General features: G+C 48.9%; 11 protein-coding genes and 2 riboswitches. All 11 genes read right to left on the bottom strand.

Annotation, left to right across the window (positions count from 1 at the left end):
• Window positions 1-32: 32 nt before the first annotated feature.
• Entirely contained in the window at window positions 33-1,010 is a 978-nt protein-coding gene (gene sdaAA, locus NST38_RS02570; RefSeq protein ID WP_076254437.1) for an L-serine ammonia-lyase, iron-sulfur-dependent, subunit alpha, read from the bottom strand.
• Window positions 1,000-1,689, bottom strand: coding sequence for an L-serine ammonia-lyase, iron-sulfur-dependent subunit beta (sdaAB, locus tag NST38_RS02565; RefSeq protein ID WP_036607511.1), 690 nt, complete (start codon window positions 1,687-1,689; stop codon window positions 1,000-1,002). The genes sdaAA and sdaAB overlap by 11 nt, the downstream gene beginning before the upstream one ends.
• Before the next feature lie 137 nt (window positions 1,690-1,826).
• A riboswitch (glycine riboswitch) is annotated at window positions 1,827-1,963 on the bottom strand.
• A gap of 4 nt (window positions 1,964-1,967) precedes the next feature.
• Window positions 1,968-2,092, bottom strand: a riboswitch (glycine riboswitch).
• 134 nt (window positions 2,093-2,226) lie between these two features.
• On the bottom strand, window positions 2,227-4,749 hold the full coding sequence (locus NST38_RS02560) for a hypothetical protein (RefSeq protein WP_341343771.1): 2,523 nt from the start codon (window positions 4,747-4,749) through the stop codon (window positions 2,227-2,229).
• Between the two features lie 208 nt (window positions 4,750-4,957).
• Window positions 4,958-6,085 carry a LolA family protein gene (locus NST38_RS02555; RefSeq protein WP_179087948.1) on the bottom strand — a complete coding sequence of 376 codons (1,128 nt, stop codon included), beginning with the start codon at window positions 6,083-6,085 and terminating at the stop codon, window positions 4,958-4,960.
• Entirely contained in the window at window positions 6,054-7,544 is a 1,491-nt protein-coding gene (locus NST38_RS02550; RefSeq protein WP_076253858.1) for a sensor histidine kinase, read from the bottom strand. Before NST38_RS02550 ends, NST38_RS02555 begins: the two co-directional genes overlap by 32 nt.
• Window positions 7,541-8,251 carry a response regulator transcription factor gene (locus NST38_RS02545; protein ID WP_047840351.1) on the bottom strand — a complete coding sequence of 237 codons (711 nt, stop codon included), beginning with the start codon at window positions 8,249-8,251 and terminating at the stop codon, window positions 7,541-7,543. The genes NST38_RS02550 and NST38_RS02545 overlap by 4 nt, the downstream gene beginning before the upstream one ends.
• Window positions 8,252-8,443: 192 nt before the next feature.
• The gene (locus NST38_RS02540) at window positions 8,444-9,475 is read right to left on the bottom strand and encodes a phosphotransferase enzyme family protein (RefSeq protein WP_083685021.1); all 1,032 of its coding nucleotides are present in this window, start codon (window positions 9,473-9,475) and stop codon (window positions 8,444-8,446) included.
• Between the two features lie 186 nt (window positions 9,476-9,661).
• Window positions 9,662-10,417: a phosphate ABC transporter ATP-binding protein PstB gene (pstB, locus tag NST38_RS02535; RefSeq protein ID WP_036616781.1), complete on the bottom strand. Its 756-nt coding sequence runs from the start codon at window positions 10,415-10,417 to the stop codon at window positions 9,662-9,664.
• Between the two features lie 12 nt (window positions 10,418-10,429).
• The gene (gene pstA, locus NST38_RS02530) at window positions 10,430-11,317 is read right to left on the bottom strand and encodes a phosphate ABC transporter permease PstA (protein ID WP_036616846.1); all 888 of its coding nucleotides are present in this window, start codon (window positions 11,315-11,317) and stop codon (window positions 10,430-10,432) included.
• A gap of 2 nt (window positions 11,318-11,319) precedes the next feature.
• Window positions 11,320-12,255: a phosphate ABC transporter permease subunit PstC gene (pstC, locus tag NST38_RS02525; RefSeq protein ID WP_017690972.1), complete on the bottom strand. Its 936-nt coding sequence runs from the start codon at window positions 12,253-12,255 to the stop codon at window positions 11,320-11,322.
• Window positions 12,256-12,370: 115 nt separating this feature from the next.
• Window positions 12,371-13,297 (bottom strand): phosphate ABC transporter substrate-binding protein PstS family protein, encoded by a 927-nt coding sequence (locus NST38_RS02520; protein WP_036673206.1) that lies wholly within the window; start codon window positions 13,295-13,297, stop codon window positions 12,371-12,373.
• Window positions 13,298-13,624: the final 327 nt, after the last annotated feature.

Genomic DNA, 13,624 nt, shown 5'->3' with positions numbered 1-13,624 from the left:
ACTGATTTATATATCGGTGGTCCCGGTTCAGCTTAAACCTGAGTACCCTTGTCCACTTGAGCATTGTCCGCCCCACTTGTAGTTATGTCAGAATCCGCTGGTTTCGACTCCTGCTCAGGCTCTGCACGCTTTGCCTTCGGTTTAGCCAGCTTTTGCATCATTTTGCGGCCGGTTGGCGTCTGGGCCAGTCCACCTTGGGCTGTCTCCCGATGGCGGCTCGGCATTGCACTGCCTACTTCCAGCATGACATCGATGACTTCGTCTGACGGAATGGCACTACGCACTCCGGCCAGGGCCATGTCAGCCGCAGCCAGCGCCGTAACTGCACCCAGTCCATTACGGACGATGCACGGGATTTCAACAAGGCCTGCGACCGGATCGCAGATAAGGCCCAGTGTATTCTTTAACGCCAAACCAACGGCATGAACGACCTGTTCCGGTGTACCTCCACGCAGTTCAACCATGGCACCCGCAGCCATGCCGATAGCGGAACCCACTTCCGCCTGACAGCCACCCTCGGCGCCGGAGATAAATGAATTGTTGGCGATAACATAACCAATCGCTCCCGCACAGAACAACCCGTTCACCAAATGTTCGTCCGTCCAGCCAAATCGCTCCTGTGAACTGATAAAAACACCCGGGATAATGCCGCAGGAACCGGCTGTTGGTGTTGCCACGATCCGGCCCATGGAGGCATTCACTTCAGACACACACAGGGCATACGCCATGGCAAGTGCGGAAGCATCTCCTGAACAAGTCTCACCCTTGCGAATGTACTCGGCCATTTTTTTGCCGTCTCCACCGGTTAATCCACTGCGTGATGTCGTATCTTCCGTTAACCCTTTGCGTACCGCTTCCTTCATCACCTGATAATATTCAGACATCTGCTTCACAACATCCGCTTCCGGTGTATTGGTCTCCTGAACCTGCTCCTCGATCATCAGCTGAGCAATGGTTTTGGATTCTGCTGTACAGATCGTATTCAGTTCGTGCAAATGTTTAAACCGCATCCGAATCAACTCCTCTCTTCAAATCAATGACACGAATGTCCAGCACATGGTCCAGCTCTTTTAGACGCTTGAGCATATCAGGATTAGGCACACCATCCATTTCCATCGCGGTAAGTGCTTCGCCATCACGGGCTTTCCGGTCCACCTGCATATACCCGATGTTAACCCCGGATGAACTGATCGTGGACGTTACCGATGCAAGCACCCCTGCTTTGTCCGCATGTCGCAGAACGAGTGTTGGAAACTCACCACTAATCTGAACACGAAAATCATTCATCGAATGCACGGATACGCTTCCACCACCAATGGATGCACCGATTAAGGAGCAGGCACGTTCTCCATGCCACAACTCAATTTTGACCGTATTTGGATGAGGAGCAGGCAGGCCACTTGTATAAAACTCAACCTCCATGCCCGCTTCCTCTGCGTATTGCTCTGCATCCGGGATACGCGGATCGTCTGTGACATAATCCAGCAGACCGCCGATCAGTGCCAGATCTGTTCCGTGCCCCTGATACGTATCTGCAAATGAACCGTACAGGGTCAGCCGGGCACGATCTGGCGTACATCCTAGCCACTGACGAGCAATTCTTCCTAACCTTGCCGCACCAGCTGTATGTGAACTTGAAGGCCCCGTCATCGATGGACCAATAATTGAGAAAACATCTTTAAATCGCACTTGTAACCCTCCATTATTAATCATGATTCATATTTGTAAAATGTATTCGTCATTTCGATCCAGGAGTTTCATCCACAATGTCCCTTATTTAGATATGATGACATCAAAAAAGGACAGAAGAAGGCCTTAGGCCCTCTCTCTGTCCTCGATACCTGAGAGTTTCACGATCAGCAGTGTCTCACGACAAGGTGCAATTGCCTGCGATTACAGACAAGTTCACCGGTCTGACTGATCATATACCCCTTGGGTGGCGCAGTTCGCGCACTCTCCAGAGTTGCGTCCAACGATGGTACATTTACCTGAGAGATTAACCACTGCGCCGGGTGCGCAGCAGCTTGCTCCTTCGGTGCCTGAACACTAGCCATATTGCTCGGCTAACCCAGGTCTCTCCCGCTCGTTATCATCCGCTGTATTATTTTAATTCGATTCGAATTGGTACATTTCTAAGTTTTTGATCAAGTATACCCATAGAGTAATGTACAACATCATATATGTCAACAAAAGTAACGTGTAATTATCATAAGTTCGATGTCTATTTTAACTGAAACGAATAGCATTCAGATTTCTCACTTCCGCTGAGGCACTCGTGACGTTGCTAGTTGTCGTAAATTGGATACTTATCGTGTATGCATTAGTCGTTGTAGTCGGGGATGTATCCACGTAAGTGTTGGAGGAAAGAAACCTCAACGTTCCCGAAGCATTACCGGTTCGTGAGAGTTGCAATTGATTAATTAAAACTCCGTTACGTCTCAGATTAATGTTATACGCAATACTCCAGTTAGACCCTACAACTATTGCTACTTGTGTACTATTATCGATTTTCACGCGTTGACCTGCCACTACAGGTACATTAAGTGTCTGAATCGTCGTTTCAGCTACTAATGAAAGACCCAACGCCGTGGTCTGGCTATCAGCAAACAAGGAAGAATCCGCAGGAGCAGAAGCTGCTGTTGATCCGGTCGCACCTGTAGCCCCAGTGGCTCCGGTCGTTCCCGTTGCTCCCGTTACACCAGCCGTCCCGGTTGTTCCCGTCACTCCTGTCGCACCTGTAGCCCCAGTGACTCCGGTCGCTCCCGTTGCTCCCGTTACTCCAGCCGTCCCGGTTGTTCCCGTCACACCTGTCGCACCTGTAGCCCCAGTGACTCCGGTCGTTCCCGTTGCTCCCGTTACTCCGGCTGTCCCGGTTGTTCCCGTCACACCTGTCGCACCTGTAGCCCCAGTGACTCCGGTCGTTCCCGTTGCTCCCGTTACACCAGCCGTCCCGGTTGTTCCGGTCACGCCTGTCGCACCTGTAGCCCCAGTGACTCCGGCCGTCCCGGTTGTCCCTGTTACGCCTGTCGCACCAGTTGCTCCAGTGACTCCGGTCGTTCCCGTTGTTCCCGTTACTCCGGCCGTCCCGGTTGTTCCCGTCACTCCTGTCGCACCTGTAGCACCAGTGACTCCGGTCGTCCCCGTTACGCCTGTCGCACCTGTAACCCCAGTGACTCCGGTCGCTCCCGTTGCTCCCGTTACTCCGGCCGTCCCGGTTGTCCCTGTTACGCCTGTCGCACCAGTTGCTCCAGTGACTCCGGTCGTTCCCGTTGCTCCCGTTACTCCGGCCGTCCCGGTTGTCCCTGTTACGCCTGTCGCACCAGTTGCTCCAGTGACTCCGGTCGTTCCCGTTGCGCCTGTCGCACCTGTAACCCCAGTATCTCCAGTCGTTCCGGTTACACCTGTCGCACCTGTAACACCAGTGACTCCCGTCGTCCCCGTTACGCCTGTCGCACCTGTTATACCAGTGACTCCCGTCGTCCCCGTTACGCCTGTCGCACCTGTTATACCAGTGACTCCTGTTGCTCCCGTCAATCCGGTTGCACCTGTAACACCAGTATCTCCAGTCGCCCCTGTTACGCCTGTTGCACCTGTAACCCCGCTACCTCCAGTCGTGCCTGTAACACCAGTGACTCCGGTCGTTCCCGTCAGTCCTGTCGCTCCCGTATCTCCAGTAACTCCAGTCGTCCCTGTAACGCCTGTTGCACCTGTAACTCCGGTCGCACCCGTTACGCCTGTCGCGCCTGTAACACCAGTACCTCCTGTTGTTCCTGTTACGCCTGTTGCACCTGTAACACCAGTGACTCCAGTCGTTCCCGTCAGTCCTGTCACTCCCGTATCTCCAGTAACTCCGGTCGTCCCTGTCGCACCTGTAACACCAGTGGCTCCTGTCGTTCCTGTCGCACCTGTAACACCAGTGGCTCCTGTCGTTCCTGTTACTCCCGTTGCACCTGTAACACCAGTGACTCCGGTCACCCCTGTTACTCCCGTTGCACCTGTAACACCAGTGACTCCGGTCGTTCCCGTCAGTCCTGTCGCTCCCGTATCTCCAGTAACTCCGGTCGCCCCCGTTACGCCTGTCGCACCTGTAGCCCCAGTCGTTCCTGTTTCTCCCGTGCTCCCAGTAACACCCGTCACTCCGGTAAGCCCTGTCTCTCCTGTGGTCCCCGTACTTCCAGTAGCGCCCGTGACTCCTGTCACTCCGGTAGATCCTGTCTCCCCCGTGGTCCCAGTGACACCGGTCTCTCCCGTCGATCCCGTAGTTCCTCCAGGAGGACCAGTAACTCCTGTCAGTCCTGTAACACCTGTAGCCCCTGTAGGACCAGTTGTTCCCGCAACCCCTGCTGTCCCTGTAGCTCCAGTCGCACCCGTTACCCCGACTAGACCGGGGTTCGCTCCTAACAATTCCTCAGACACCAAACGATGTGCCGTTACCAGTTGACCGTTCTCGTTTTTCCCCCATACGGAAATCTGAACTTCATCCTCCGCATCATCACCTGTGGTAAATATAAACTCAAATGCATCCAAATCTGCATAATAGTCTTTTGTTATAACCTGGTTAGGCAAAACATTAAACAATTCCTCAACGTATAGTGTGCGAACGCCATTCAAATAATAGCCTTGAACCAGAACGGTAGAGAAACTAGTGAGACTCCGATTGTCTAATTTCACTGTAATTCTCTGTGTAGGACGCTCGCCGCTTCCCACCACTATATTATTTTCAATTGGCCCTGTTGATAAAACAGCCATCCTGCGATGCCCCCTTCTCCTGCCTCCATCACCAAATCAAGATTGTCTCCTATAAATATGCATATTGAACTGTAAACGTGAAGTTGCCCTCTTGCCTTTTTGGAATGGACTGAAAGGAGATCGAATAGATATCCACCACACCAAAAGGAGAATATACAAAAAAAGCTGCCGCTTCGTTTCTGCGGCAACCTTATTATTATTCTTTAGCTCATCTAGACGGATTGGGAAGGGTCAGTTCTTCCGCCCAAGCTTGCAGCTTTGCCTTTGTCCATCCTTCGTTTTCACCCATGATGGAGTACCGTAAGCCATTCTCACTCCATGATATGTTCCGAATGCTCTTCATATATGAACCCTCGGTGTTACGAACCTTAATCTCGGCTTCATCCGGTATTAGTGTATCGTCCACATTTTCTTCCGGCATCTTGAATACCGTCAGGCTGACTTCTACCTTGTCGTTACTTACATAATACAAGGTTACTTCATCTCTGCTCAGCTCACCGCGCGATGTAGACATTTCGATCCGTGATAGTTCGAATTCTCCACTCATGTCCTGTAGGAACGGCTGTTCCAACGCTTTTTCCGCTTCATCTAGGGTCACTTCGGAATTCTGCATCATATCGTTCAAGTCCTTCACATCGACCTCCTTAGGGATATCAATCACGAAAGTATCCTTTGTGAATTCAGGGTCATACTGAATCGGATCATAGACCATTTCTGATTTTCCATCCCCATACGCGCTGTTTACTTTGACAATCATCCACGTTTTGGGATCTACCCAATACTCTGAAGATATGGAGAATGCGCCTTCTTCTTTTGGTGTCAATTCAATATGAATGACGTCCTGTCCATGAAGTTTCTCCTGTCCCATCATATTCACATCATGCGTAGTACGTAACCGCTCTAGTTGATCGAGCAATATTTGCTTCTGGGTTTGATTAGGTTGTTGTGACACGGATGATGCATCCATGGAATATGCTGCCCCTGTTTCTTTTTCATATATGATGATCTTCTTTCCATCATTAACTGCGTAACTGACATTGCCATTCTCTGATGTTTCCGTGCGCTTTCGTCCGGTTTCACCATCTACCCATTCCTTAATTTGCATCGTGTTAGTCAGCTTGTCATCCGCCCATATCTTCATCACACCTTCCGCATAATACGAGGCGGGTTCTGTTTCTGCTGAGACAACCTTCTCAATCATCTCATCTCCTGACATAGACAGCATATCCTTCTCCGCGCAACCTCCAAGCAGGGCGCCTGCCAACACAGCAGTACCCAGCATCATCCATCCTTTTTTCATCATCTTATCCACACTCTCTGCGTTTACATTCTCCATGTTCAGGCAATCGGCATACTGCCAGCGTTCCATATCCTTCGTATGACCACATGCGCATATCCCCTCCGTGCTTTATTGCAACCCGTTTGGCTATACTCAATCCCAATCCCGAACCACCTGCATATGTCTTCTCCTCCTGATTCTGGTGTTGAACATAGGGTTCGAAGATACGAATGAGCTGTTCTTCAGGAATAGCAGGACCTTCGTTTTGTACTATGATCAATGTTGCTCCCGCCCTGTAGTTATCCAATTCAGCTCTAAGCGAAGGAATAATCCATTCAGGAAGCTCCCAATCTGAAGCAATAACCCCTAGTCCCATTACACCGTTCGTCCTTGTGTGGCGTAGTGCATTATTTATCAGATTATCTGTCAGGCGCATCAGTTGTTCCGGATGAACTCGGTACAGTTGATCTGTGCGGACATCCATCTTCACGTCAATCTGGCCACGCTCGGCAAGTCCCTCATAGCTCCCAAGCAGCATATCAAAAAACTCTCCACCTTCCACCTTAACCATGGCCATCTCCGATTCATTGGAACCCAGCGCCGTATACATCTCAAGTTCACTAATCATCTGTTTCATCCGCTCCACATTTCCGAACAGCACATCCTGATATTCCTGCCTTTCAAGGCGGTTCAGTTGACGATCACCGTTAAGTACTTCCGTATAGGCACTAATGGACATCAACGGTGTTTTCAGATCATGGGATAACGAGGCGATCATGAGCTCTTTTTCTTTTTGCTCCCTCTCCACATCGGCCTGAGTATGTCTGATCTTGTCTTGCATTGCATCGAACTGTTGGAGCAAAATGCCCATTTCATCATGACGAACAGGTACCACATCCGTAGCAGCCTCTCCCCGTGCAAAAGCATCCATTCGTTCTATGAGATATTTCATCGGCCGAAAGAGCTTTCGGGATAGCAACCACAGCACTGTTCCGTATAACAGGATAAAGAAAGTAGCAGTGAGACCCATGACCCAGGTTGTCCGCAAGGAAATGCCTTCCAGCCAATCTCCACGCAGCATGACGATTTCGTAAATGCCTACCAACTCACCTTTTTCCCATACGGGTTTCTTCAACGAGAATGTACGATGACGAATCTGTAAGTTGTACAAATTACGATACAGCTCCGCCCCCCCAACGGTGTAAGCTCCAGCAGACCATGTACTCCCCTCTGATGTGTACACCCGGATCCCTGTTGGTAAATACAGAGCAAAGTTCACCCGACCATTCTCCAATTCAGAGAGTGCAGCGAAAGCATCAGGCGATTGCAGCTGGTACAGTCCCGGGTCAGATAAAGCCAGTTCAATAGGAGCCAATTGTCCGGACAACTCTACATATTCCGTTACGGCACGCTGATCATTGTAATAGTTATACAGGGAGTACAGCGCCCACCCAGCAGCGACAGGCAGCAGCATTACAATGAGGAAGGCAAGCATTAACCAGTACTTCAACTTCATTCCTCAGGCTCCCCCACGAACCGGTAACCACTGCCCCACACCGTCTGAATCCAGCGTGGATGATGGGGCTCGTCACCAAGCTTGGCCCGAAGACTCTTCACATGAACTGTGACGGTACTCGAGTTCCCCGCCTCTGGCTGACTCCAGACATGTTCATACAATTCCGCCTTGGTAAACACCCGGCCAGGATGAGAAGCAAGCAGTATGAGCAAAGCCCATTCCTTGTTGGTTAGTGCCACATGTTCTCCATGAACCTGTGCGCGCTGATTCAAATAATCAATCGATAACCCATCGTTATACTGTCTATCTGTCGAATCCGGCTCTACGCCCTGATATCTGCGGTACCTATTCAGATGAGATTTAATGCGAGCTGTAAGTTCCGTTAGACTGAAGGGCTTCGTAATATAATCGTCAGCTCCCAGCCCAAGCCCCCTGACTTTGCTCTCTTCCTCGATTCGAGCACTCATCATGAGCAGCGGAACATCGCTGATCAGTCTAATGTTTTTGCATACCGTGAACCCATCCATTTCCGGTAGCATCAGATCCAACAAGACTAATTGATAGGTTCCCTCCCTAAAGTCTTCCCAGCTCTCCAAACCGCTTGATGCCCAAGTTACCCCATAACCCTCATGACGTAGATGATCTCTCAAAATACGGGCAATCTCCGGATCATCCTCCACCAGCAATATATTCTCGCTGTCTCTCATCGCTGCTTCATCCTCCCATGACTATATTGTAGCTAAGAAAAGTTGACTCTCCTCAGAGTTTATACTTTCTTCATAAATGTCCATTAAGATCGTTATCTAATGCATGCAAAAAGAGCACCCCGATTGTTCAGGACGCCCAGGTAATATTCACAATCTTAATCCTAAGTTATAGCTCCTAGAAAAGGAAACACCTCATAACTCATAGAAGATGCTCTCGTTCTGTACATAGGGTCTACAATACTTGCTGCATAGCTTCGGCATGCGATCTTTCATCCATTCGTGCCTCGACTCATTCGCCATCTGAAAGGCATAATAACCCAGTGTAAAGATCAACATAAACCCTTCCATTAACCGGATATCACGATCCGTCAGTGGTGCGATCTGTTGGGTATAACCGGATAAAAATATGTCACGTTCCTCCCGATTGAACATAAGTGCTGCCCCTCCGGCATCAAAAAGATAATAACCATAACCGTGTAGACAAAAATCAATCATGGAAATCCCCTGCTCCGTTATCAGCAGATTGTTGCGAGTAATATCCCCATGAATGATCCCCCATGTCCCTGCGTGCTGCGGGTATGTTTCTAACTGCTCATTAATGTTCTCAAACGTCTCACGAAGCAGATCGAAGTCTTCCGTTGTAAAAATCCCCAGTCGGACGCCTTCTTCTAGCTGCCCGAGCATGACCAAGTTCTCATGGCTATTGCCATATGCCGGACGCACCTTTGTTCGATCTGTCTGATTCTGCTCACGCCCATATTGATGAAGCATCTGCAGTTGTGCCCCAAGATCATAGATCTGCTCTGTTGTCAGGCGTTCTCCCTGCTGGATGTCCCTTCCCTCAATCCACTCCAGTACCGTACAACAAATCTCTTTCCCTGCCTCACTTGTCCATAGCGTGACCCATTCACCCGATGCATTGCGTACCGGATGTTGCACGCGCAATGCTGTCGTTGCATTTAACTCATGAAGCAGATTCATCTCTGCCTCCAGCGCAGGAAGCGTATGCTGAATGCCGGTCATACTTGCATATGCGGCTTGATGGATACGTAGCAGATACTTCTGCCCGCTTGCTTCATCAACGACATGATATGTCAGATTCTCATTATGACGAATATATGAAACGACAGGTTTCTCAATAGTGTAGTTCTGTATAATCTGAGCTGCCATATGGTCGTAAGACATCTGATCCGTAGTGATTATCAACATCTCCTTCGAAGTCATGTAAACGTTCTCTTCACACTAAATATCGTAGCATAATGTTTATCCCGCATACAGAAAATCCCACTAAAATTATAAATTAAAAAAGCACAACCCCCGAACAACCGTCCAGGCATTGTGCTTTCTTTTAATCTCTATTTATCTCTTAATCTCTCTATCTGTTGCTCTATGTGACACTCCATGATCCAATTAACCGAAACGACCCATAATATATTCTTGCGTCAGACGATTGTCCGGGTTCGTGAAAATATGCTCTGTATCCCCGTGCTCAATCATGCTTCCCAGATAGAAATAAGCTGTATAATCCGAGATGCGTGCCGCCTGCTGCATGTTATGGGTAACAATAACAATCCGCAGCTCCTTCTTGAGCTCGGTAATCAACTCTTCAACTTTACCCGTAGATACCGGGTCAAGTGCAGATGCCGGCTCATCGAGCAGCAGAATCTGTGGTTCAACAGACAAAGCGCGAGCGATACACAGGCGCTGCTGTTGTCCGCCAGAGAGAGACAGAGCTGACTCATGCAGTCTGTCTTTCACTTCGTCCCAGAGCGCAGCACGGCGCAAGCTTTTTTCCACAATTTCATCCAGTGCCTTCTTACTCTTCGTACCGCGGTAGCGGGGGCCAAACGCGATATTGTTGTAGATGGACTTATGAAAAGGATTTGGCTTCTGCCACACCATGCCAATCTTCTGGCGAAGCTTGATTACATCGGTTCCAGGCTCATTCAGATCGTTACCGTCCATCCAGATATGTCCCTCTGTACGGGAACCGGCAATCTCGTCGTTCATCCGGTTCAGCGAACGGAGGAACGTGGATTTACCGCAACCAGACGGCCCAATAAGAGCCGTTACGCTTGCTTCAGGAAACGTCAGGCTAATCTGCTTGACCGCCTGGAAATGTCCATAATATATGCTTAACTGTTCCGTACCAAAAGGTATGGCCATGTTGGTTCCTCCTTATTTCGAAGCTGTCATGCGGCGGAATACAACCCGACCGATCCAGCGTGCACTTAGATTGAACGCCAGCACGAGAATGACAAGCACGGCGGATGCCCCTGCTGCCACTTCTTTGGAATCTGGCCCAATACCTTCACTATTTACTTTCCAGATATGGACAGCAAGTGTCTCTGCCGGACGGAAAGGATTAAGCGGTGATCGTGGACTCGTCGGATTCCAATCTGTAAAGTCCAATGGTGGACTACTCATACCTGCGGTGAACATCAGCGCGGCTGCTTCACCGAAGATCCGGCCCGATGCCAGGATCGTACCCGTAATCAAACTCGGCAATGCCACAGGTAGCAGAATCGAAGTGATAATCTTCCACTTGGACAGTCCAAGCGCCAGACCTGCTTCTTTCTGTTCCTTCGGAACGGCACGGAAGGCCTGCTCCGTAGTCCGCACCATCAGTGGCAAGTTAAAGATCGCCAGAGCCAAGGCACCCGAGATCAGGGAGAAACCAAGACCAAATTGATTTACTAGCAGCAAGAGACCAAACAAACCGATAACGATGGATGGGAATGATGACAATACTTCAACGACCAGACGAATGAAGCTGGTAATCTTGCCTGGTTTGGCGTATTCCGCCATGTAAATCCCGCCGCCCCATCCGAGTGGAATGGTAACAAGCAAGGTCAGAACAAGCAAGAATACGGAGTTGAAGAGCTGTGGACCAATCCCGCCGCCACCCTTAAGCAACTGTGGTGCACTTGTAAGGAAGTTCCAACTAATATGTCCAATGCCTCTATACATGATGAAGCCAAGCAGACCGAGCAATAGAATAACAATGAACAGGGCTAGTACAACGATAACGGATGTTGCAATTTTATCTACCGTCTTTGCCTTCATTTTCATACCCGGTTTCTCCTTTCAAGCAGGCGAACCAGAATGACGAAGACAAATGTCATCACCAACAGGACAAGCGCCATACTCCACAGTGCATTGTTATGAACAGAACCCATCGTGGTGTTACCCATGCTGAGTGTAATTACACTTGTTAATGTTGAAGCTGATTCGAGCAAGGATGTTGGAACATGCGGTGCATTACCAATAACCATCTGCACAGCAAGTGCCTCACCAAAAGCACGGGCCATACCCAAAACGACACCTGTCAACAAAGCTGGCAAAGTTGTTGGAATAATGACACGGTAGATGGTTTGCCAGCGAGTGGCACCGAGTGCATAGGAGGATTCACGCAATCCTTTTGGCAACGCGGACAATGCATCTGCCATAATACTTGTTACCGTAGGAAGAATCATTACCGCGAGAACAAGACATCCGGCTGCAATCCCGACGCCTGTTCCACCAAAGATACTGCGCAACAAAGGTACGATGACGCTCAGACCGATAAATCCGTATACAACGGATGGAATTCCGGACAAGAGTTCAATCGCAGGCTGCAAGATCTTTTTGCCTTTACCCGGGACAATCTCTGTCATGAAGAGCGCTGCACACAGGCCAAGCGGACTTGCGATCAATGCTGCAAGCAAGGTTGTAATGAAAGAACCTGTGATGAACGGTAATGCCCCGTAGAACGCAGGTTCTCCGGTCGGATTCCACGTTTTTCCACCAAGGAATTCGCTGATGCTTATTCCATTTTGGAAAAATGTGGACAGTCCCTTGGACGCTACAAAATAAACAATGGAAAACATGACAACGATCAGGAAAACGACACAAATCGACGTATAGATCCGTCCCGTCCACTCTTCCCAATAATGTTTCTCTTTTAAGGGCCGGCGCGGTTTCAACTTGTTATTCATTACCGTTCCCCCTTCGGTCTGTTCCATAACAACCATCCTTCTATAGTAGAATTAATGCAAAATATGGGATTATTTTAGAGCAAACCGCGTAAAGAGGCGGGACCTAAGTCCGCCTCTTTCGCTGTATGCGCAAGTTCAAAGATTACTCAACCACATTACCTGCTGCATCGCGTTTTACTTTCATACCTGACATTGGAATGTATCCCAGTTCTGTCACGTCGTTTTGTTGAATTTCGTCACTCAAGATGTAGTCCAGGAATGCTTGTGTTGCTGCATCTGGCTTACCTTTTGTGTACATGTGCTCGTAAGCCCATACTGGATAAGTTCCTGCTTCTACGTTCTCAACTGTTGCTTCTACACCTTCGTATTTCAACACTTGCAAGCTGTCATCCAAGTAAGACAAGGCGAGGTAACCAATAGCACCTGGCGTTTCAGATACCAATTTTTTTACGTTACCAGAAGAATCTTCTTGAATCGAACCTTGGATATCACCCATTTTTGCACCCAATGCATACTTCTCAAAAGTTGCACGAGTACCGGAACTGCTCGGACGGTTTACAATAACAATTGCTTTATCCGCGCCGCCAACGTCTTTCCAGTTTGTTACTTTACCGGAGAAGATGTCGATCAGTTGTTGCTTCGTCAAATCTTCTACACCTGCATCTTTGTTGCTAACTGGCGCCATAGCTACTACTGCTACTTGATGGTCAACCAATTCTTTTACTTTGGCTTCGTCCTCCAGTTTCTCTTCTGCAAATACATCAGAGTTACCGATTGTAGCTTGTCCGTCAGATACTTGTGTCAAACCAGTACCACTACCGCCACCTTGAACTTGAACCGTTACGTTCTTATATTCATCAACTGCCATAAATTTCTGTCCAGCTTGTTCTACCAGAGGTAGCAATGCTGTCGATCCGACTGCCAGAATGTTACCGCTAAGCTCAGTAGCAGCTTCTCCTGATCCATTGCTTGCGGCACCCTCTGTACCAGCGTCATTTTTCGATCCGCATGCTGCGAGTACCAGTACGAACGTTAAGGTCATCAAAATAAACGGCAACTTTTTAAACATGTTTTGTTTTCCTCCCCCAATGTAGTGATGGCGTTTTGTGAATTTGTTTGTTCACCATCAACTCTTTACTCATTGTAGTTTCGGTATGTCATCTTAAAATCAGTGTTTTGTAAACGCAATGTTAAAAATATCGGCTGTATATTGAAAATCATCTGAGACAAATTGCGCTGAAGTGCCACTTCGGGAACGGACGTTGTTACAATCGCTGTTATCCCCGGATTTATATGATTTACTTTTTCTATGGAATACATCCGGGGATAAAGGCGAACGCTTCGCTTTTCCACAATCGTTCCGTTCCCTTCGCTGTGTCAGCGCTCGTTGGATCTC

This window comes from Paenibacillus sp. FSL H8-0104, from assembly GCF_038050215.1.
In the GTDB taxonomy this organism is placed as follows: Bacteria; Bacillota; Bacilli; order Paenibacillales; family Paenibacillaceae; genus Paenibacillus; species Paenibacillus amylolyticus.
This window is presented reverse-complemented; position numbering and strand designations above follow the sequence as displayed.

What these genes read in the sequence shown, in the direction of transcription:
- sdaAA (WP_076254437.1), bottom strand. Translation starts at nt 1,010, where the DNA reads ATGCGGTTTAAACATTTGCACGAACTGAATACGATCTGTACAGCAGAA.
- NST38_RS02560 (WP_341343771.1), bottom strand. Translation starts at nt 4,749, where the DNA reads ATGGCTGTTTTATCAACAGGGCCAATTGAAAATAATATAGTGGTGGGA.
- NST38_RS02555 (WP_179087948.1), bottom strand. Translation starts at nt 6,085, where the DNA reads ATGGAGAATGTAAACGCAGAGAGTGTGGATAAGATGATGAAAAAAGGA.
- NST38_RS02550 (WP_076253858.1), bottom strand. Translation starts at nt 7,544, where the DNA reads ATGAAGTTGAAGTACTGGTTAATGCTTGCCTTCCTCATTGTAATGCTG.
- NST38_RS02545 (WP_047840351.1), bottom strand. Translation starts at nt 8,251, where the DNA reads ATGAGAGACAGCGAGAATATATTGCTGGTGGAGGATGATCCGGAGATT.
- NST38_RS02540 (WP_083685021.1), bottom strand. Translation starts at nt 9,475, where the DNA reads ATGACTTCGAAGGAGATGTTGATAATCACTACGGATCAGATGTCTTAC.
- pstB (WP_036616781.1), bottom strand. Translation starts at nt 10,417, where the DNA reads ATGGCCATACCTTTTGGTACGGAACAGTTAAGCATATATTATGGACAT.
- pstA (WP_036616846.1), bottom strand. Translation starts at nt 11,317, where the DNA reads ATGAAGGCAAAGACGGTAGATAAAATTGCAACATCCGTTATCGTTGTA.
- pstC (WP_017690972.1), bottom strand. Translation starts at nt 12,255, where the DNA reads ATGGAACAGACCGAAGGGGGAACGGTAATGAATAACAAGTTGAAACCG.
- NST38_RS02520 (WP_036673206.1), bottom strand. Translation starts at nt 13,297, where the DNA reads ATGTTTAAAAAGTTGCCGTTTATTTTGATGACCTTAACGTTCGTACTG.